At 64.3% G+C, this 20212-nt stretch carries 20 protein-coding genes; 7 read left to right on the top strand and 13 right to left on the bottom strand.

Features of this window, described 5'->3' with window-relative positions:
• The first annotated feature begins 116 nt into the window (after positions 1-116).
• From CAG46_RS21280 to CAG46_RS21270, 3 genes are all read left to right on the top strand, one after another.
• Positions 117-1190, top strand: a complete 1074-nt coding sequence (locus tag CAG46_RS21280; protein WP_085618088.1) for a DUF748 domain-containing protein — start codon at positions 117-119, stop codon at positions 1188-1190.
• A 229-nt stretch (positions 1191-1419) separates the two neighbouring features.
• On the top strand, positions 1420-2265 hold the full coding sequence (locus CAG46_RS21275; RefSeq protein ID WP_013973748.1) for a MoxR family ATPase: 846 nt from the start codon (positions 1420-1422) through the stop codon (positions 2263-2265).
• Between the two features lie 13 nt (positions 2266-2278).
• Positions 2279-3457 (top strand): VWA domain-containing protein, encoded by a 1179-nt coding sequence (locus CAG46_RS21270; RefSeq protein WP_085618086.1) that lies wholly within the window; start codon positions 2279-2281, stop codon positions 3455-3457.
• 114 nt (positions 3458-3571) lie between these two features.
• Here the strand turns inward: CAG46_RS21270 and CAG46_RS21265 are convergent, their stop codons facing one another.
• Genes CAG46_RS21265 through CAG46_RS21250 form a run of 4 tightly spaced genes read right to left on the bottom strand, consistent with a single transcriptional unit; the run spans position 3572 to position 7244 of the window.
• Positions 3572-4489 (bottom strand): biotin-dependent carboxyltransferase family protein, encoded by a 918-nt coding sequence (locus CAG46_RS21265; RefSeq protein ID WP_085618084.1) that lies wholly within the window; start codon positions 4487-4489, stop codon positions 3572-3574.
• Complete coding sequence (pxpB, locus tag CAG46_RS21260) at positions 4486-5172, bottom strand: 5-oxoprolinase subunit PxpB (protein ID WP_085618082.1); 687 nt, start codon at positions 5170-5172, stop codon at positions 4486-4488. Before pxpB ends, CAG46_RS21265 begins: the two co-directional genes overlap by 4 nt.
• A complete protein-coding gene (locus CAG46_RS21255) occupies positions 5169-5948 on the bottom strand; it encodes a 5-oxoprolinase subunit PxpA (RefSeq protein ID WP_085618080.1) in 780 nt (259 codons plus the stop codon). Before CAG46_RS21255 ends, pxpB begins: the two co-directional genes overlap by 4 nt.
• 9 nt (positions 5949-5957) lie before the next feature.
• Positions 5958-7244, bottom strand: a complete 1287-nt coding sequence (locus tag CAG46_RS21250; RefSeq protein WP_085618078.1) for an MFS transporter — start codon at positions 7242-7244, stop codon at positions 5958-5960.
• Between the two features lie 128 nt (positions 7245-7372).
• Here CAG46_RS21250 and CAG46_RS21245 point away from each other — a divergent pair, with 128 nt between their 5' ends.
• Positions 7373-8293 (top strand): LysR family transcriptional regulator, encoded by a 921-nt coding sequence (locus CAG46_RS21245; RefSeq protein ID WP_085618076.1) that lies wholly within the window; start codon positions 7373-7375, stop codon positions 8291-8293.
• 148 nt (positions 8294-8441) lie between these two features.
• Here CAG46_RS21245 and CAG46_RS21240 read toward each other — a convergent pair whose 3' ends face one another.
• The 3 genes from CAG46_RS21240 to CAG46_RS21230 are packed head-to-tail and all read right to left on the bottom strand — an operon-like array spanning position 8442 to position 10267.
• Entirely contained in the window at positions 8442-8963 is a 522-nt protein-coding gene (locus CAG46_RS21240; RefSeq protein ID WP_003259551.1) for a DUF2937 family protein, read from the bottom strand.
• A 9-nt stretch (positions 8964-8972) separates the two neighbouring features.
• On the bottom strand, positions 8973-9746 hold the full coding sequence (locus tag CAG46_RS21235; RefSeq protein ID WP_013973756.1) for a class II glutamine amidotransferase: 774 nt from the start codon (positions 9744-9746) through the stop codon (positions 8973-8975).
• A gap of 14 nt (positions 9747-9760) precedes the next feature.
• The gene (locus CAG46_RS21230; protein ID WP_025340210.1) at positions 9761-10267 is read right to left on the bottom strand and encodes a hypothetical protein; all 507 of its coding nucleotides are present in this window, start codon (positions 10265-10267) and stop codon (positions 9761-9763) included.
• 138 nt (positions 10268-10405) lie between these two features.
• On the opposite strand from CAG46_RS21230, the gene CAG46_RS21225 reads away from it, so the two are divergent.
• Positions 10406-12448, top strand: coding sequence for a S9 family peptidase (locus CAG46_RS21225; RefSeq protein WP_085618073.1), 2043 nt, complete (start codon positions 10406-10408; stop codon positions 12446-12448).
• A gap of 158 nt (positions 12449-12606) precedes the next feature.
• Here the strand turns inward: CAG46_RS21225 and CAG46_RS21220 are convergent, their stop codons facing one another.
• On the bottom strand, positions 12607-12885 hold the full coding sequence (locus CAG46_RS21220) for a hypothetical protein (protein WP_085618071.1): 279 nt from the start codon (positions 12883-12885) through the stop codon (positions 12607-12609).
• 131 nt (positions 12886-13016) lie between these two features.
• On the opposite strand from CAG46_RS21220, the gene CAG46_RS21215 reads away from it, so the two are divergent.
• Both CAG46_RS21215 and CAG46_RS21210 read left to right on the top strand, forming a co-directional pair.
• Entirely contained in the window at positions 13017-13388 is a 372-nt protein-coding gene (locus tag CAG46_RS21215) for a YajD family HNH nuclease (RefSeq protein WP_003259546.1), read from the top strand.
• Between the two features lie 72 nt (positions 13389-13460).
• Entirely contained in the window at positions 13461-13931 is a 471-nt protein-coding gene (locus CAG46_RS21210; RefSeq protein ID WP_025340213.1) for an RNA methyltransferase, read from the top strand.
• Positions 13932-14099: 168 nt separating this feature from the next.
• On the opposite strand, the gene CAG46_RS21205 is transcribed toward CAG46_RS21210, so the two are convergent.
• From CAG46_RS21205 to CAG46_RS21185, 5 genes are all read right to left on the bottom strand, one after another.
• Positions 14100-15590, bottom strand: a complete 1491-nt coding sequence (locus CAG46_RS21205; RefSeq protein ID WP_025339614.1) for an aldehyde dehydrogenase — start codon at positions 15588-15590, stop codon at positions 14100-14102.
• A gap of 2 nt (positions 15591-15592) precedes the next feature.
• Positions 15593-16495 (bottom strand): dihydrodipicolinate synthase family protein, encoded by a 903-nt coding sequence (locus CAG46_RS21200; RefSeq protein WP_025340215.1) that lies wholly within the window; start codon positions 16493-16495, stop codon positions 15593-15595.
• Positions 16496-16569: 74 nt separating this feature from the next.
• The gene (locus CAG46_RS21195) at positions 16570-17898 is read right to left on the bottom strand and encodes an MFS transporter (protein WP_085618069.1); all 1329 of its coding nucleotides are present in this window, start codon (positions 17896-17898) and stop codon (positions 16570-16572) included.
• 182 nt (positions 17899-18080) lie between these two features.
• Positions 18081-19400 (bottom strand): FAD-binding oxidoreductase, encoded by a 1320-nt coding sequence (locus CAG46_RS21190; RefSeq protein WP_085618067.1) that lies wholly within the window; start codon positions 19398-19400, stop codon positions 18081-18083.
• A 61-nt stretch (positions 19401-19461) separates the two neighbouring features.
• Positions 19462-20178 (bottom strand): GntR family transcriptional regulator, encoded by a 717-nt coding sequence (locus CAG46_RS21185; protein WP_085618065.1) that lies wholly within the window; start codon positions 20176-20178, stop codon positions 19462-19464.
• Positions 20179-20212: the final 34 nt, after the last annotated feature.

The raw sequence follows: 20212 nt of genomic DNA, 5'->3' as shown, positions 1-20212 counted from the left end.
GAAAAAAAGCAGGGAAAGACCTCAAGGGTAAGCCCGGGCCGGTGGCCCGTAAAGCCTGTTCGAACTCACGCGGACTCGTTGCGGTCAACCGCATATCCTGCGTTGGAGACACTTCGATGAGAGCCCGTTATCGCTGGCCGCTGATCGGCCTGGCCAGCCTGATCGTGCTGTTGGTGGCGCTGCACCTGGCCCTGCCCTACCTGGTGCGCGACTACCTCAACGACAAACTGGCCGACATGGGCGACTACCGTGGCCAGGTGGCCGATGTGGACCTGGCCTGGTGGCGCGGCGCATACCAGATCAATGGGCTGAAGATCGTCAAGACCACCGGCAAGGTGCCGGTGCCGTTTCTCGACGCGCCGCTGATCGACCTGTCGGTGAGCTGGCACGCCCTGTGGTACGACCGCGCAGTGGTTGCCGAAGTGGTGTTCGACCGGCCGGAGCTCAACTTCGTCGATGGCGGCAACAAACAGAACTCGCAGACCGGTCAGGGCACCGACTGGCGCCAGCAACTGGAAAAACTGCTGCCGATCACCCTTAACGAGGTTCGCATCGACAAAGGCGTGCTGACTTTCCGCAACTTCAACTCCAAGCCACCCGTCAACCTGAAGGCCACTCAGCTCGATGCCAGTATTCGTAACCTCACCAACATTCGTGACGAAAAGGGCCGACGTGATGCCAGCTTCGATGGCACGGCGCTGATCGTAGGCGATGCCAAGGTGGAAAGTCGCGCCACCTTCGACCCGTTCAGCGATTTCGACGACTTCGAGTTCCGCCTGCGCGCCACGGGTATCGAGTTGCGCAAGCTCAACGACTTCGCCAGCGCATACGGCAAGTTCGACTTCAATGCCGGGCACGGCGATGTGGTGATAGAGGCCGAGGCGACCAACGGCCGATTGAATGGGTACATCAAGCCACTGTTGCGGGATGTGGATGTGTTCGACTGGCAGCAGGATGTGCAGGAAAAGGACAAAGGCTTCTTCCGCTCAGTCTGGGAAGCGCTGGTGGGCGCGACCGAGACGGTATTGAAGAACCAGCCGAAGAACCAGTTCGCGACCCGGGTAGAGCTCAGCGGTAGCGTGCACCAGCAGGATATCAGCGCCTTCGAGGCGTTTCTGCAGATCCTGCGCAACGGGTTCATTCAGGCGTTCAATGCGCGGTATGAGCGTGACGCGCCGGATTCCGACTAGGATCGAGTGACGGGGCATTCAGGGACTGAATACCTGGTCTGCGTTTCCAGTCGGCGAACCCCGCGTTATAGTCGGTGACAAATCGAAAATATGTACTGCCTGTTCCGGCCCTATCGCCGGCAAGCCAGCTCCCACAGGATCCCCACAGTTCTCAAGACCTGTGCTGTACCTGTGGGAGCCGGCTTGCCGGCGATAGGGCCAGTACAGACTACCCTCAGAGGACAGACCCATGAAGTTCGAAGGCACCCGCGACTACGTCGCCACAGACGATCTGAAACTGGCGGTAAACGCGGCCATCACCCTCGAACGCCCCTTGCTGGTCAAGGGCGAACCCGGCACCGGCAAGACCATGCTCGCCGAGCAGCTGGCTGCTTCGTTCGGTGCGCGCCTGATCACCTGGCACATCAAGTCCACCACCAAGGCTCACCAGGGCCTCTACGAGTACGACGCGGTCAGCCGCCTGCGTGACTCGCAGCTGGGCGTGGACAAGGTCCACGATGTGCGCAACTACCTGAAGAAGGGCAAGCTGTGGGAGGCCTTCGAGGCCGAGGAACGGGTCATCCTGCTGATCGACGAAATCGACAAGGCCGACATCGAGTTCCCCAACGACCTGCTGCAAGAGCTCGACAAGATGGAGTTCTACGTCTACGAAATCGACGAGACCATCAAGGCCAGACAGCGCCCGATCATCATCATCACTTCCAACAACGAAAAAGAGCTGCCGGACGCCTTCCTGCGCCGCTGCTTCTTCCACTACATCGCCTTCCCCGACCGCACTACCCTGCAGCAGATCGTCGACGTGCACTACCCGAACATCAGCCAGTCGCTGGTCAGCGAGGCGCTGGACGTGTTCTTCGACGTGCGCAAGGTACCAGGCCTGAAGAAAAAGCCGTCCACCTCCGAACTGGTCGATTGGCTCAAGCTGCTGATGGCCGACAACATCGGTGAAGCGGTGCTGCGCGAACGCGACCCGACCAAGGCCATTCCACCGCTGGCCGGGGCGCTGGTGAAGAACGAGCAGGACGTACAACTGCTCGAGCGCCTGGCCTTCATGAGCCGGCGCGGCAACCGCTGACAGGAGCCGGGCCATGCTGCTCAACCTGTTCAATGAAATGCGCGCGGCCAAGGTGCCGGTGTCGGTACGCGAACTGCTCGACCTGCACCAGGCCCTGCAAAAGCGCGTGGTGTTCGCCGACATGGACGAGTTCTACTACCTCGCCCGCGCCATCCTGGTGAAAGACGAGCGCCACTTCGACAAGTTCGACCGCGCCTTCGCCGCCTACTTCAAGGGCCTGGAAAACCTCGACCAGCATATCGAGGCGTTGATCCCCGAAGACTGGCTGCGCAAGGAGTTCGAGCGTTCGCTGACCGATGAGGAGCGCGCGCAGATCCAGTCGCTGGGTGGCCTGGACAAGCTGATCGAGGAGTTCAAGAAGCGCCTCGAGGAGCAGAAGGAGCGTCACGCCGGCGGCAACAAGTGGATCGGCACCGGCGGCACCAGCCCGTTCGGCTCGGGCGGCTTCAACCCCGAGGGCATCCGCGTGGGCGAGGCCGGCAAGCGCCAGGGCAAGGCGGTGAAGGTGTGGGACCAGCGCGAATACAAGAACCTGGACGACCAGGTGGAGCTGGGCACCCGCAACATCAAGCTGGCCTTGCGCCGGCTGCGCAAGTTCGCCCGTGAAGGCGCCGCAGAAGAGCTGGACATCGACGGCACCATCGACCACACCGCGCGGGATGCCGGGCTGCTGAACATCCAGATGCGCCCCGAGCGGCGCAACACGGTGAAGCTGCTGTTGCTTTTCGACATCGGTGGCTCGATGGACGCCCACGTCAAGGTCTGCGAAGAACTGTTCTCGGCGTGCAAGACCGAGTTCAAGCACCTGGAGTACTACTACTTCCACAACTTCGTGTACGAGTCGGTGTGGAAGAACAACCTGCGCCGCACCTCGGAGCGCTATTCCACCTTCGACCTGCTGCACAAGTACGGCGATGACTACAAGGTTGTGTTCGTCGGCGATGCGGCCATGGCGCCCTACGAGATTACCCAGCCGGGTGGCAGCGTGGAGCACTGGAACGAAGAGGCCGGGTATGTGTGGATGCAGCGCTTCATGGAGAAATTCAGGAAGATCATCTGGATCAACCCGTACCCGAAGCAGGCCTGGGACTACACCGCATCGACCCACCTGGTGCGGGACTTGATCGAAGACAAGATGTACCCGCTGACCTTGCAGGGGTTGGAGGAAGGGATGCGTTACCTGTCCAAGTGATTTTGCCGGTACCGGCCCTTTCGCGGGTGAACCCGCTCCCACAGGTATTGCGCATGCCTTGAGGCCTGTGGGGTACTTGTGGGAGCGGGTTCACCCGCGAAGAGGCCGGCAGCCTTAACGCCAACGGTCCAGATATACCTGCTGCTCCCGCCACGCCTCATCCTGCACCACCGCCCGGAACCGCACCACCGCCCCCGGCATACACTGCGCCAGTTGCACCAGCGCCAACGGCGTCAATGCCCCCAGCCGCGGATAGCCACCAATGGTCTGCCGGTCATTGAGCAACACGATCGGCTGTCCATCCGGCGGCACCTGCACCGCCCCCAGCGGAATCCCCTCGGAAATCATCGGCGCGCCCTGGTAGACCAGCTGCGGCCCCAGCAGGCGGATGCCCATGCGGTCGGCACGGCTGTCCAGCGTCCACTCGCGGTTGAACGCCTCGAACAAGCTGGTACCGCTGAAGTCACCGATCTGTGCGCCGATCACCAGGTCAAGCACTGGCTTTTGTGCGTACTGTGGCCGCAGCGCTGCCGGTACCTCACGCAAGGTCGCTGAAGCGCTGGAAAATGCCAGCAGCTGGCCTTTGCCTAGCGCAGAGCCCTGGCCATAGATACCGCCCAGTTCTTCCCGCACGACCGTGGCACGGCTGCCCAGCACATCCTCGCCCAGGAACCCGCCAGGTGCTGCCAGGTACGCCCGCACGCCCTGCTTCGGCTGTTTCAGGGTCAACCGCTGCCCCTTGGCCAATACAAAGCTGCGCCAGGGCGCCAGCGGCTGATCATCGACCCGCGCATCCAGGTCGGCACCGGCCAGGGCCAGCACACAATCCTGCTCTGCGACCACACAGAAACCACCTAGCGCCACCTCGACCACCGGCGCCGCCAACGGGTTGCCCAGCAGCCAGTTGGCCCAGTGCATCGCCACCCAGTCCAGCGCCCCGCCCTGGGTCACGCCCAGGTGGCGTACGCCAAAGCGCCCGGCATCCTGCAACTGGCACAGCGGCGTACTGGCCTCGATCTTCAACTGCTTCATGCTTGTGCCTCCACATCACCGCCCAACGCCACGAACTCGCTGCGCGAAACCGGCACGAAGCGCACCCGGTCACCGGGTTGCAACAGGCTGTAGCCCTCGCGTTCACGGTCGAACAGGCGCACCGGGGTACGCCCGATCAGGTTCCAGCCACCCGGCGATACCGCCGGATAGGCCGCCGTCTGGCGCTCGGCAATGCCGACGCTGCCGGCCGCCACGCGCTTGCGCGGGGTGCTAAGGCGCGGGCTGGCCAGGCGTTCGTCCACCAGGCCCATGAAGCCGAAACCGGGGGCGAAACCCAGGGCGAACACCGGGTACTCGCGCTCGCTGTGCAAGCGGATCACCTCTGCTTCACTCAAGCCACTGCTGGCCGCCAACACCGGCAGTTCCGGGCCGACGCTGGCGTCGTACCACACCGGGATCTCATGGCGGCGGCCACCGCTGCCCGTGCCTGGCTGCAAGCCCTCCAGCGCACGGATGATCAGTGCCCTCGCCTCACCCGGTGGCAGGTCGAACTGCACCATCAGCGTGGTGTAGGACGGCACCAGGTCCAGCAAGTGCTCGCCGAACGCCGCACGCAAGCGCTGGCTGGCAGCAAGCATCCACGGCATGTTGCCCTCGTCGATGGAATCGAACAGGCGCACCATCAGGCTGTCGATGGCCACAACTTCAATACGCGGCTTCATCGCGACTCCAGGGCATCGAGGGCCTGGCGAATCTGCCGCACCGCCGCCACCGAACTTTCGTTGTCGCCGTGCACGCACAGGGTGCTGGCTGCAAGCGTCAACGCACTGCCATCGTCCGCCACCAGCGTGTCGCCACGGGCCAGGCGCACGGCCTGCTCCACCACCAGCGCCGGGTCGTGGTGCACCGCACCGGGCAGGCGCCGCGACACCAGGTGCCCGCTGGCGGCGTAGGCGCGGTCGGCGAATGCTTCGAACCACAGCGGCACGCCAATTTCATCGCCCAGGGCCTGGGCAGCGCGGTTGTCGGCGGTAGCCATCAGCATCAGCGGCAGGCCGCCGCCATAGGCCGCCACAGCCTCCAGTACGGTACGCAGCTTGAGCGGGTCGGCCATCATGTCGTTGTACAGCGCGCCATGGGGTTTCACGTAGGCCACACGGCCGCCCAACACTTTGCAGATGCCGTCCAGCGCACCGATCTGGTAATGCAGCAGGTCGCGGATTTCCTCCGGGCTGCAGGCCATGGAGCGGCGGCCAAAGCCGACCAGGTCCGGGTAGGCCGGGTGCGCGCCGATGGTCACGCCGTGCTCCAGCGCCAGGGCCACGGTGCGGCGCATGATGCTGGGGTCGCCGGCGTGGTAGCCGCAGGCGATGTTGGCGCAATCGATGTAAGGCATGACTTCGGCATCCAGGCCCATGCGCCAGCTGCCGAAACTCTCGCCCATGTCGCAATTGAGTAGCAGGCGTTCCACCGCACGGCCTCCGTTGTCGTTGTTCATATGCCTACCTTAACGCGCCTGCAGCTGTTTGCCGCGGGTTTCCGGCAGGCTCAGCGCCGCCACGATCACCACCCCGTAGGACACGGCGGAGAACACGCCGATACCCAGGCCCAGCGGTACCTTCTGGCCGAGCACGCCGATCAGCAGCGGGAACAGTGCCGCGATGACCTTGCCGATGTTGTAGCAGAAGCCCTGCCCTGAACCGCGGATACGCGTGGGGAACAGTTCGGTGAGGAACGCGCCCATGCCGCTGAAGATGCCCGAGGCGAAGAAGCCCAGCGGGAAGCCCAGCCACAGCATCACGCCGTCGCTGACCTGCATTTGCGTGTACAGCAGCACGATGACGAACGAGCCCACGGCGAACAGGATGAAGTTCTTCTTGCGCCCCAGCAGGTCGGACAGGTACGCACTGACCACATAGCCGACGTAGGAGCCGACGATCACCATGGCCAGGTAGCCACCGGTACCCAGCACGCTCAGGCCGCGCTCGTTCTTGAGGAAGGTCGGCAGCCACGAGGTAATGGCGTAGTAGCCGCCCAGCGCGCCGGTGGTCAGCAGGGACGCACGCACGGTGGTCCAGAGCATGCCCGGGGCGAAGATTTCGTAGAACTGCGCAGGTGCCTCGGCGTTTTCCACCGCCTTGGCCTCGCGGTATATCTCGGGGTCCTTGACCAGGCGGCGGACGAAGATCACGAAGATCGCCGGTACCAGGCCCAGCAGGAACAGCGCGCGCCAGGCCTGCTCTGCCGGCAGCCAGGAGAACAGCAGCGCGTAGAGGATGGCGGTGAGGCCCCAGCCAAGCGCCCAGCCGGACTGCACCATGCCCACCGCCTTGCCACGGTCCTGGGCGCGGATCACCTCGCCGATCAGCACCGCGCCGGCGGTCCACTCACCGCCAAAGCCGAAGCCCATCAGGGTACGGGCGATCAGCAGCTGTTCGTAGTTCTGGGCGAAGCCGCAGAGGAAGGTGAAGAAGGCAAACCACAGCACCGTCAGTTGCAGGGTGCGCACGCGGCCAATGCGGTCGGAGAGAATGCCGGCCACCCAGCCACCCACGGCCGAGGCGATCAAGGTGCTGGTGTGGATCAACCCGGCTTCGGTGGTGGTGATGCCCCACAGCATGATCAGCGTCGGAATGACGAAGCTGAGCATCTGTGTGTCCATGCCATCCAGGCCGTAGCCGATCTTGCAGCTCCAGAACGTCCGGCGCTGCTGTGAGTCGATGTCGCGATACCAGGCGAAAGGCCCGGACGAAGATGGGGAACTGACCTGCTGCTGCACGCCGGTGGGGTTCATGCTTGCCTCGGCTTGTTGGTATTGTTTTATGGGCGACAATGAGTCGCGGCCTGGCTGCCATTGTTCAGACGCCGCGCCATTTGCGTCCAACGAGAAAAACCGCCGGTCTGGAACAAGAAAAACTGATCATGAACCTTCGCTTCCTCGAAACCTTCGTCTGGGTCGCCCGGCTCAAGAGCTTCCGCCTGACCGCGGAAAAGCTGTTCACCACCCAGGCCTCGGTGTCCAGCCGCATTGCCGCGCTGGAAGCCGACCTGGGCGTGAAGCTGCTGCTGCGCGATTCACGCGGCGTCAGCCTGACCCCGGAGGGCAGCAAGGTACTGGAATATGCCGAGCGCATGCTGGAAACCGCCAAGGCCATGAAACAGTCGCTGGACAGCGACCGGGCCAAGGTCGGGCGCATCCGTATCGGGGTGATGGACACGGTGATCCACACCTGGATGAGCGCGCTGGTGGCGGAGCTGACCGAGCGTTACCCGCAGGTGGAGATCGAACTGGTGGCCGACACTGCGCTGAACCTTCGCGAGCAATTGCAGAAGGGCTTTCTCGACGTGATCCTGCAGACCGACCTGCTGCGCGAGCAGTCGATCCGCAGCCTGGACCTGGCGCGCTACCCGATGGGTTGGGTGGTGGCCGCCGGCTCGCACCAGCACCGCGACTACGCTTCGCTGGCCGAGCTTGGGCGTGAGCGCATCATCACCTTCTCGAAGAACTCGCGGCCGCACCAGGAAGTGCTGAGCCTGCTGCTGAGTGCCGGGGCCGAAACGCCGAGGCTGAACTGCGTGAACTCGGTGGCGGCGATTACCCGGCTGTTGCGCGACGGGTTTGGCATTGGTGCGTTGCCGCCGGCGCTGGTGGATGCCGAGTTGAGCCGGGGTGAACTGGTATTGCTGCAGGGACTGCAACCGCCGCCGAGCCTGGAGCTGGTGGTGGCCTGGCAGACCGGGGTGGCGTTGGTGGATGAAGTGGTCGGGGTTTGCCGGCAGGTGCTGGAGCGGTATGCGCGGGATGTGGGTGGGCAGCGCATAGTGTTGGTCCCACCCGGCTAACATGGTCTTTGTGGGAGCGGCCTTGTGTCGCGAAAGGGCCGCAGAGCGGCCCCAGCAATCTGTGCATCTCTGCTGAGACCCTGGGGCCGCTCCGCGGCCCTTTCGCGACACAAGGCCGCTCCCACAAAGTCCGCGTAACGCAGATGGACTAGCGCCAGCTCTCTTTCACCGCCCCACGCCGCCCGCCCAGGATCACCCAGCCAATCGCCAGCAACAGGCTCTCAACCACGAAGGCCAGCACAAACCCTGCACCAAGCCCCCAGCCAACCGCCTCGGGCACCAGCAGGATCTGGTAGCTGTAGCCATTGAGGGTTTCTTCGCGCAACTGCGGGTCGGCCTGTACCAGCACGTGCCAGGTACGCTGCGCCCATGGCGCTTGCAGCGCTTGCCATTCGTTTTCCAGCAGTTCGTTGCGGATCATCAGGCTTTCGATGCTGTTGGCATCACTGTTGAACACCGGGTCGTCGCTGCTGCGGTAATGCCGCAGCAGCGCCTGCAGGTCACCATTGAAGAAACGTTCGGCGGTCTGCCGGAAGCCGTCGAGCGCCTCGCGTGATTCGAACAGGTGCGCCTCGACCCGCTGGCTGTAGTCCTTCACCAGCCCCGGGACCTGGATACCGGCCAGCAGGCCGAAGGTAAACAGCAGCAACCGCAGGTAACTTCTGAACATGCCGCGTCCTTAGCTCTGGCCGTGCGCCACACACTCGCCGTGCCGCCACAGGGCCCACTGACCCGGCTCGTAGCGCTGCCAGGTCTCGTTCTCGGTCAAGGCCTCGGTGGCGATCACCGTGACCACGTCATTAGGGGTGGTTTCGGTGTGAAAATCGACGATCAGGTCGACATCCTTCAACCGCGCCGCACCAAAAGGTGCCCGGCGGGTAATGTGCACCAGCTTGGTCGAACAGAAGCAGAACAGCCAATCGCCGTCGCTGAGCATGCAATTGAACACGCCCTGGCCGCGGTAGCCGGCACAGGCTTCGACCAGCACCGGCAGCAGCTGTTCCACCGGCACGGGCTCTGGGAAGGCGCTGCGGATGCGGTTGAGCAGGTCGCAGAAGGCCGCCTCGCTGTCGGTGTCGCCCACCGGCCGGTAGAAACTGGCCTGGCCCTTGAAGTCACCCAGCTGGCCATTGTGCGCGAAGCACCAGTTGCGGCCCCACATCTCCCGCACGAACGGGTGGGTGTTGGACAGGCACACCTTGCCCACGTTGGCCTGGCGGATATGGCCGATGACCACTTCGCTCTTGATCGGGTAACGCTGCACCAGGTTGGCCACTTCGGACTCGCTGCTCGCGGCCGGGTCCTGGAACAGGCGCAGGCCACGGCCTTCGTAGAAGCCGATGCCCCAGCCGTCACGGTGCGGGCCGGTACGGCCGCCGCGCTGCATCAGGCCGGTGAAGCTGAAGACGATGTCGGTGGGGACGTTGGCACTCATGCCCAGCAGTTCGCACATAGGCGTGTCTCCGCTTACAGACGGGGCTCGACCCGGCCGCCGCCTCGGGAGACGGCAGGGGCGGCAGGGGGTGGCGCATCACGGTAACGGTCGCGGCGCTCCGCGGCCAGCGGGCCCTGGGCGCCAAGCTGGTCATCTTCGGCAGCCTGGCGCTGGGCAGCGGCCTCGGCCTGCGCGCGGCGCTCGCGGGCGCGCTTTTCCAGCGGCAAACGCAGCAGTACGAAAAGGAAATACAGGGAAAACGCGCCCATGCCGTACATGGCGAAGTCGGATACCGCGCGCCAGGCGTTGTTGCCGACCTTGAAGGCGACATCCAGGGCGGTGATGGCAATGGCCGGGGCGAAACTGTCCTTGACCGGGTCGACGATGGTCGGGGTCAGCAGCAGCACCGCCAGCACCACCCGCAGCGGTTCGCGCAGCCAGCGCCACATCCAGCCGGTGAGCTTGAAGCCCACCATCAGGCAGCCCAGGGCGGCAACGGCGTAAAGGCCCCAGGCGAGGGTGTAGTCGTTCTCGGTCATGGTGTTCGTGCAAGCCAGGCAAAGAGATGCCTATGATAAACACTTTTCCGGGCGCAGACAGCGTTTGCCTGTACCGGCCTCTTCGCGGGCTTGCCCGCGAAGAGGCCGGCACAGGCAACCCCAATCAAGAGATCCTCAATGCCAACCAAGCCCCAACCCCCGATTGCCCACCAGGCCCAGGCCAGCGACCCGTACGCCTGGCTGCAACAGCGTGACACCCCCGAGGTGCTCGCCTACCTGCAGGCCGAGAACGCCTACCAGGAAGCCTGCCTGGCCGACCAGGCGCCGCTGCGCGAACAACTGTTCGAAGAGATCAAGGGCCGCATCCTGGAAACCGACCTGTCGCTGCCGGCGCCCTGGGGCCCCTACCTGTACTACACCCGTACCACCGCAGGCGACGAGTACCCGCGCCACTACCGCTGCCCGCGCCCGGCCGACGACTCCAACACGGTCGATGAAAGCCAGGAACAACTGCTGCTCGACCCCAACGCCCTGGCCAATGGCGGTTTCCTGTCCCTCGGCGCGTTCAACGTCAGCCCCGACCACCGCCTGCTGGCCTACAGCCTGGACACCAGCGGCGACGAAATCTTCACCCTGTACGTGAAGGACCTGGCCAGTGGCAGCGTCACTACCCTGCCCTTCGACGACTGCGACGGCAGCCTGACCTGGGCCAACGACAGCCAGACGCTGTTCTTCGCCGAACTGGACGACACCCACCGCCCGTGGCGCCTGCGTCGCCACACCCTGGGCAACGAAGGCGCGCAGACCGTGTTCGAGGAGCCCGACGGGCGCTTCTTCCTGCACTGCTACCGCACCAGCTCCGAACGCCAGCTGGTGCTGCTGCTCAACAGCAAGACCACCAGCGAAGCCTGGGTACTGGACGCGGAAACCCCGCAGGCACCGTTCACCTGCCTGGCGCCACGGGTCGAAGGCCACGAGTACTTCCCCGACCACGGCCAGCTCGACGGCCAGTGGCGCTGGTTCATCCGCACCAACCAGGACGGCATCAACTTCGCCCTGTACCACGCCCCAGTCGCACCGGTGCCCAGCCGTGAGCAATGGCAGGTGCTGGTAGCGCACCGCGACGCGATCATGCTCGAAGGCCTCAGCCTGAATGCCGGCGCGCTGACCCTGAGCCTGCGCGAAGGCGGCCTGCCGATCATCGAGGTACGCCCGCAGGGCCTGGCGGCCTACCGCGTCGAACTGCCCGACGCGGCCTACAGCCTGTACGTGCAGGACAGCCTGGAGTTCGCCAGCCCACGCCTGCGCCTGCGCTACGAAGCACTCAACCGCCCGGCCCAGGTACGCCAGCTGGAGCTGGCCAGCGGTGCCCAGGCGGTGCTCAAGCAAACCCCGGTGCTGGGGCCGTTCGATGCCGACGACTATGTTAGCGAGCGCCTGTGGGCTACCGCAGCGGACGGCACCCGGGTGCCGATCAGCCTGGTGCGCCGCCGCCAGGACCTGGGCCAGACCGTGCCGCTGTACCTGTATGGCTACGGCGCCTATGGCGAAAGCCTCGACCCGTGGTTCTCGCACGCGCGCCTGAGCCTGCTGGAGCGCGGCGTGGCCTTTGCCATCGCCCATGTGCGTGGCGGCGGTGAACTGGGCGAAGCCTGGTACCGCGCCGGCAAGCAGGAGCACAAGCACAACACCTTCAGCGACTTCATCGCCTGTGCCGAGCACCTGATCGCCGAGGGTGTCACGGCTGCCGACCGCCTGGCCATCAGTGGCGGCAGCGCCGGTGGCCTGCTGATGGGCGCGGTGCTCAACCTGCGCCCCGAGCTGTTCCGCTGTGCGATTGCCGAAGTGCCGTTCGTCGACGTGCTCAACACCATGCTCGACCCCGAGCTGCCGTTGACAGTGACCGAGTACGACGAATGGGGCAACCCTGAGGAGCCGGAGGTGTATGAGCGCATCAAGGCCTACGCACCGTACGAGAACGTGAAGGCACAGGCCTACCCGGCGATGCTGGTGGTGGCGGGCTACAACGACAGCCGCGTGCAGTACTGGGAAGCGGCCAAGTGGGTGGCGCGGCTGCGCACGCGCAAGACCGACGACAACCTGCTGCTGCTCAAGACCGAGATGGGGGCTGGGCATGGCGGGATGAGCGGGCGGTATCAGGGGCTCAAGGATGTGGCCTTGGAATATGCGTTCGTGTTTGGTGAGCTAGGTCTGGCTTGAGAGAGCCGGGGGCGCTTTGCGCCCCTTTCGCGACACAAGGCCGCTCCTACAGGGATAGCGCATGTCCTGAATCCTGCGCGATCCCTGTAGGAGCGGCCTTGTGTCGCGATGGGCTGCAAAGCAGCCCCAAAATCCCAAAGCCAACACGGCCCTCTAAGTCAATCATCCTGCACCGCCGGCTTCGGCGGGTCCTGGCGCAACCCCGGCAATGGCTGGTCCTTCGGTGGCCCGGGCACCGGCATCGGCGGCAACAGGGGCGCCCCCGGCTGGCTGTCATAGGCCTTGGGCGGCGTACTCGGGGTAATCTGCGGATATGGCGTAGGCGTCGGCGTACCCGGTGCACCGGGCACCGGCGTGCTCAACCGGGGTGGCGTGCTGGCAGCTTCGGCCATGGGCAGGCCGGCGAACAACAGCACAACGAGGATCGCGCGAAACATCAGCAACCTCCTGTCGGGAACCTTCCTACAGGCTACGCCTAAATCACGGCTTTCGCCTGTCCGCCTGCCCCGCAAGCGCGCTAGACTCAATGCATAACCGTCATTTGCCTGATCAGAACAAAGGAAACACCATGAGCTCCACCTCTTCCGCCGCCGCCACCGCGCGCCTGGACCGCATCCTGGCCGATGCCAAGCGCGACAAGGAAATGGGTTACCGCGACAAGGCCCTGAAAATGTACCCGCACGTCTGCGGCCGCTGCGCCCGCGAGTTCTCCGGCAAGCGCCTGAGCGAGCTGACCGTGCACCACCGCGACCACAACCACGACAACAACCCGCAGGACGGCTCCAACTGGGAGCTGCTGTGCCTGTACTGCCACGACAACGAGCACTCGCGCTACACCGACCAGCAGTACTTCAGCGAAGGCTCCACCAGCACCCCGAGCATCGCCAAGGCCACCCACAACCCGTTCGCCGGGCTGGCGGGCATGCTGAAGAAAGACTGACCATCGATTCGCCCCCCGCTGCTACCGGGCAGCCCGTATAATCGCGCTTTTTTTCGCGAAGGGCCCCGGTACGTGGCAAACAAACGATACAGCTGCATCGGCCTGTTCAACCCCAAGTCGGCAGAAAACGTCGGCTCGGTGATGCGCGCCGCGGGTTGCTACGGCGTCAATTCGGTGTTCTACACCGGCAAACGCTACGAGCGTGCCCGTGACTTCGTCACCGACACCAAGCGCGTGCACTACGACATCCCGCTGATCGGCATCGACGACCTGCAGCGCATCATCCCGCTGGGCTGCACGCCGGTGGCTGTGGAATTGGTGGAAGGCGCGCGGCCATTGCCGGAATACACCCACCCGGACCGGGCCATCTACATCTTCGGGCCGGAAGACGGCAGCCTCAGTGCCGATGTGCGGGCGTGGTGCGAAGAGACCATCTACATTCCGACCGAGGGCTGCATGAACCTGGCAGCGACGGTGAATGTGGTGCTGTATGACCGCATGGCCAAGGGGCTGAATACCCGTTCGGGGCCCAAGTTCAAGTAGTAAAAAGGCCGCCACTGCGGCAGCAGGACCGGCCCTTTCGCGGGTAAACCCGCTCCCACAGACTGTGCATTCCCTGTGGGAGCGGGTTTACCCGCGAAGAGGCCGGCACTGACAACACAGGGCGGCCAGGTGCCGAACTCCGTCAGAACAGCACCGGTCTTGCTCAGGTCACGAAGCGTTGATCCAGATGGTCTTCAGCTCCGTGTACTGGTCATGGGCCCAGATGGACTTGTCGCGCCCACCGAAGCCGGACTCCTTGTAGCCACCGAACGGCGTGGTGACATCCCCTTCGCCGAAGCAGTTGACCGTAACCACGCCCGCGCGGATTTCACGCGACAGGCGCAGCGCATTGCGCAGGCTGCCGGTGTAGGCCGAGGCCGCCAGGCCGTAGACGGTGTCGTTGGCCAGCTCGATCGCCTCGTCGATGGTCTCGAAGCTGGTCACGCTCAGCACCGGGCCGAAGATTTCCTCGACGAACAGCTTGTTGTCGCGGCCAACGTTGTCGACGATGGTCGGCTGCACGAACACGCCGTCCTCGGTCTCGCCACCCTGGACGATACTCAGCTTGTGCTCGGCGGCGTATTCCAGGTACGACTTGACCTTCTCGAAGTGCGACTTGCTGACCATGGCGCCCAGGCGGTTGTCCGGGTCCAGCGGGTCGCCCAGCTTCCAGTCCTTCAGGTGCTTGGCGATCAGGCCCAGCAGCTGGTCCTTCACGTCCTTGTGCACGATCAGGCGCGAGGAAGCGGAGCAGTTTTCGCCCATGTTCCAGAACGCACCGGCGGTGACGAACTGGGCCACCTCGTCCAGGTCCTCGCAGTCGTTCATGACCACGGCCGGGTTCTTGCCACCCAGCTCCAGGACGATGCGCTTGAGGTTGGACTCGGCGGCGTACTTCAGGAACAGGCGGCCGGTGTCGGTGGAGCCGGTGAAGCTGACCATCGGGATGTCCATGTGGCGGCCAATTGCCTCGCCCACTTCACGACCACCGCCAGGTACCAGGTTGAACACGCCTGCAGGAATGCCCGCCTCATGGGCCAGTTCGGCCACGCGCAGGGCGCTGAGGGTGGTTTCCTTGGCCGGCTTGACCACGATCGAGCAACCGGCGGCCAGCGACGGGGCAATCTTCCAGGCCAGCATCAGCAGCGGGAAGTTCCACGGCAGTACCAGGCCGACCACGCCGATGGCCTCGCGCACCACCATGGTCACGGCGGCATTGCCGGTCGGGGCCGTGGCGTCGTAGATCTTGTCGATCAGCTCGGCGTGCCAGCGGATGGTGTGGATGGTTTCCGGCACGTCGACGTTCTGGCACTCGCTGACCGGCTTGCCGCTGTCCAGCGCTTCCAGCACGGCCAGTTCGTGGGCGTTGTCTTCCAGCAGCTGGGCGAACTTCAGCAGCACGTGCTTGCGATCGTTCGGCTGCATCTTCGACCAGGTGCCCTGTTCGAACACGCGCTTGGCGGCGGCCACGGCAACGTTCACGTCGTTGACGTCGCAGGCGGCGACTTCGGCCAGCTGCTTGCCGGTGGCCGGGTTGGTGGTGACGAAGGTGTTGCCCGAGATGGCATCGCGGAACTCACCGTCGATGAACGCCTGGGTACGCAGTTGCAGTTCGGCGGCGAGGGCCGCGTATTGCTGCTTGCTCAGCAAATCGGCCATTTTCAAGCACCTCCGGTGATCTGTGCGATGTTGCGCTTGAGTTCAGTGACCACGCGCTGCAGTTCCTGCTTCTCGGCGGCATCCAGGTCATACAGCGGCTTGCGTACGCCACCGGTGCTCAGGCCATTGAGGGCGCAGCCGTACTTGATCGACTGGACGAACTTGCCGCCTTCGAGGAAGTCCATCAGCGGCATCATGGCGCCCATGATCTTGCGGCCTTTGTCGAAGTCCTTCTCGATCACACAGGCCTCGTACAGGGCCACGTGCTCGCGCGGGATGAAGTTGGAGCCGGCGCAGACCCAGCTCTTGGCACCCCAGGCAAAGAACTCCAGGGCCTGGTCGTCCCAGCCGCACGACAGCTGGATGTTCGGGCGCTGGATAGCCAGGCGGTGCAACTGGCCCATGTCACCGGAGCTTTCCTTGATGGCGACGATGTTCTTCACGTCGGCCACGGCATCGAAGAACTCTTCACCCATGCTCACGCTCATGCGGCCCGGGTAGTTGTAGAGCATGATCGGCAGGCCGGCGGCAGCGTCGACGGCTTTGACGTGCAGGGCGATTTCCTGCTGGGTCGGCAGTGCGTACGGCGGGGTGCCCACCAGCAGTGCGTCGGCCTTGATTTCCTTGGCGTGCTGGGCGAAAGCCACGGCGTCTTCGGTGCGGATGCCACCGGTGCCGACGATCAGTGGCAGGCGGCCGGCCAGCACGTCCTTGGCCTGGGCGGCCAGGTCGATGCGCTCCTGGGTGGTGTGGGCGTAGTACTCGCCGGTGGAGCCACCAATGATGACGCCGTGGATTTTAGACTCGACCAGGTATTCGAGGACCTCGGCGAACGCCGCCTTGTCGATCGAGCCGTCCGCAGCCAGCGGAGTGATTGCCGGGGTGTAGATGCCTTCGAATTTCACGGTAGGTTCTCCAGTGCGTTGCTCAGTGTTGTAAAGGCCGCAGCGGATCGACGCTGCGGCGGGTCGTCATGAATTCAGCTCAGCGAAGCCGCTTGTTGCAGGTTGAGCGAGCGGGTTTCCGGGGCCAGGGCAACGGAGAAGGCCAGGCCGACGAAGGTCACCGCGGCGGCGGCATACATGGTGGCGCCGATGCCATAGCTATCGAGGGCGATGGGCACCAGCCAGGTGCCGACCGCAGCACCGACCCGCGACATCGAGGTGCCCACGCCAACGGCACCGGCACGGATTTCGGTAGGGAACAGTTCGTTGGGGTACACCAGCTGCAACACCTGGGCGCCACCGATAAACAAGGCGTAGGCGCCGAACAGGGCGAGGATCAGCATCTCGTTGCCGTTGCTGAAAGCGCCCAGGCCCAGCAACGCCAGCCCCGACCAGAAGAAGCTGTGCAGCAGCGTGGTTCGGCGGCCGATGGTGTTCAGCAGGCGGGTGCCGATGATGCAACCGACCACGAACAGGCAGGTGATGGCGACCGACCCGATGGCGGCCCAGTCCCCTTTCAGGTTCAGTGCACCCAACACTTTCGGAGCGAAGGCGTAGACGGCGAACACCGGGATCACCGAGCAGGTCCAGAACATGGTGACGAACAGCATGCGCTTGCCGTAGCCGGAGTGCAGCAGGCTGAAGAACGACAGCTTGCGGGTCTTGAGCTCTTCCGGCAGGTTCTTCAGCGAGAAATCTCTGCCGTAGACGCGCTTGATCACCTGCTCGGCTTCGGCCGAACGGCCTTTGCTGATTAGCCAGCGCGGCGATTCGGGGGTGCCTATACGGATCGCGAACAGCAGCGCGCCGATCACCGAGGCACTGGCCAGCACCAGGCGCCAGGCATCATCGCCACCGTGGCGCAGGATCGCTTCACCGACCATGTAGGCGCAGGCGGCACCGGCGAACCACAGCACGGTCAGGGTGGCCAGGCGTGGGCCACGGTTCTTCTTGGGCAGGAACTCCACCAGCAGCGAGGTGGCCACCGGGTATTCGATGCCCACCGCGATGCCGATGGCGAAGCGCAGCAGGAACAGGACCATCGCCGATTCCACCCAGAACTGCGCGATCGAGGCCAGGATGAACAGGGTCGGGCCAACGAAGAATACGCGCTTGCGGCCGAAGCGGTCGGTCAACCAGCCGCCGAAGAAGCCACCGAAGAAAATGCCGATCAGCGCCGAAGCGGCGATCATGCCCTGCCAGAAACTGGTCAGGTTGAGGCCTGCCGACATCTGCACCATGGCAACGCCGATGATGCTCAATACATAGCCATCGACGAACGAGCCGCCACCGGAACGCAGGGTCAGCAACTGGTGAAAGTTGTTGATCGGTACATCTTCAATCGAAACATTTGGACTTGTCATTGTTGTTCCTGCCACTTCTGTTACATGCACAAATTCAAGGCGAGCGTGCCCGCGAAACTGAAAACAGCGTTCAGCCCCGGGTGACCGGCCTGATGGCCGATCATCAATTTCGGGCAAAGGGTGCCCGTGCCGGTTAAATCGCCACCGGCATCAAGTGTTCAAAGTTGCAACGCCGTCAGCGGTCAGCTTTCTTTGCCAGCGCGGAACTGCCCCCACATCAGGTTGGCGTTCAAGCCCAGGGAAACCAGGGGCTGCGGCGGGTTTGCACAAGGCCCGGGAGCGTTGAGCAAGAACTCGATCAGTTCGTTCTTGTCGCCGGCCAGCCAGTCGGCCAGCAACTTGCCGGTGACAGTGCCACGGGTAACACCCAGGCCGTTGCAGCACATTGCGCCGACAACATTGGGCGCCAACTTGCCAAAGAACCCCATGTGGTTACGCGACAGTGCCAGTGCACCGCCCCAGGTGTATTCGAAGTTCACTCCGGGCAGCATCGGGAAACGCCGGTCGAACGATTCGCGGTGGCGCTGGACGAAGCGGTCCAGGTATTTGCGGTTGCTGCGCCCGTCGGGGTTGTAGCTGAAGCTGTTGCGGATCAGCAGGCGGTTGTCGACGGTGCGGCGCATGGTGGTGCCGAACGGGTCGGCCGGGATCACGCCCCAGTAGGGTTTGCCGCCCAGGCGCGCCTGCTCTTCCTCGGTCAGCGGGCGGGTGATGCTGCCGTAGGTGAACACCGGCAGCATGCGGCCCTTGAGGAAGCCGAAGCTCATGCCGAAGGCGTTGGTGGTGAGCACCAGCTTGTCGGCGGTGATCGAACCGTTGGCATGACGCAGCACTACCTTGTCGCCGTAGTCGACCTCGGTGATGGGCGTGCGTTCATACAGCGAAACGTTGGACGGCAGGCTGTCGGCCAGGCCTTTGACCAGCGCCGACGGCTGCAGCAAGGCGGTGCCGGGGGTGAACAGGCCCTTGCGGTAGAAATGCGTGCCGATGTGCTCGGGCAGGTCGCGGCCTTCGATCACTTCGTAGGGCTGGCCGAGCTTGTCCAGGCCGCGGCGGTAGGCATCCAGCACGGCGATGCCGCGGTCTTCGACGGCCGCCTGGTACTTGCCGCAGTGGCGGAACTGGCACTCGATGTCGTAGCGCTCGATCAGCTCCTTGAGGTAGGACTGGCCACCCAGGTTGAGCTTGAGGATGGTCTTGGCGATGTCGATGTCGCCGATGTAGTCCTCGGCGCCGATGTCGTGCGGCAGGTCGATGGCAAAGCCGGCGTTGCGCCCGGAGGTGCCAAAGCCGACCTCCTGGGCCTCGATCAGCACGATCTCGTCGTCCGGGAAGTTCGTTGCCAGCTGCCGTGCGGCAGCCAGGCCGGTGAAACCGGCGCCGACCACCACCCAGCGCGCCTGGCTGTGGCCACTGTGGGCCGGCCTTGGCGTGCGGGGCTTGCTCAGGTGATACCAGCCACAGGTGGCATCATCGGCAGGTAACGAACTAATTCTTGTCATGTCACTAACCTGGTTCTTGTTGTCGACGGGTGGTCAGCGCCAGTTGCCTGACCTTGGTAACTCATATCTGAATCGGTACATCCAGCCCTTGCGGCGCGGCGTACTCGGCCATGCGCCGGCGCGACAGCTCGAAGTGCTCGCGCACCAGCTGGCCGGCAGCTTGCGGGTCGCGGCGCTCGATGGCCTGGATCATCTGGTCGTGCTGCTCGCAGGCGATCTCGAGGTCGTGCTGCATGTCATCGGTGGTCGGGTGGCGGTAGAAAATCTTGCCCAGCCGGGTGTGGTCGATCAGCAGGCGACGCAGGCTTGGCAGCAGGTAGTCGTTGTGCGCCATCTTGCCGATTTCCAGGTGGAAGGCGTCGTTGTAGAGCACACGGTTTTCCACGTCGCGCTCTTCGATGGCCTGGCGGAACATGGCCTGGATACCTTTGAGCACTTCGATCTCGGCGGCGCTGGCATAGGTGGCGGCCAGCTGGGTGGTGGCGATGTAGATCAGCGGGGCGGCGACGAAGAAGCTGTGCAGCGACTCGTGGTTCATGGCAGCGACACGTGGCGCGCGGTTGGCTTCCAGTTCGATGTAGCCTTCGGCGGCGATCTGGCGCAGCAGCTCACGCACTGGCGGGCGCGACAGGCCGAACTCGTCGCACAGGGCCAGTTCGTCCACCACCGCGCCCGGGGCCAGTTCCATGCTGAGGATCCGGCGGCGCAGCGCTTCGGCGAGGACGGCCTTGCGATCCTGCGGCACTTCTGCACTGAGTGGTTGGACGGTGGCTTTCATGGCGGCCTTCTTTGTTGTCATAGAGCTGTGTCTA

This window comes from Pseudomonas sp. B23(2017), assembly GCF_002113725.1.
GTDB classification, from domain to species: domain Bacteria; phylum Pseudomonadota; class Gammaproteobacteria; order Pseudomonadales; family Pseudomonadaceae; genus Aquipseudomonas; species Aquipseudomonas putida_Z.
The sequence above is the reverse complement of the archived record's forward strand: the minus strand, read 5'-3'. Positions and strand labels throughout refer to the sequence as shown.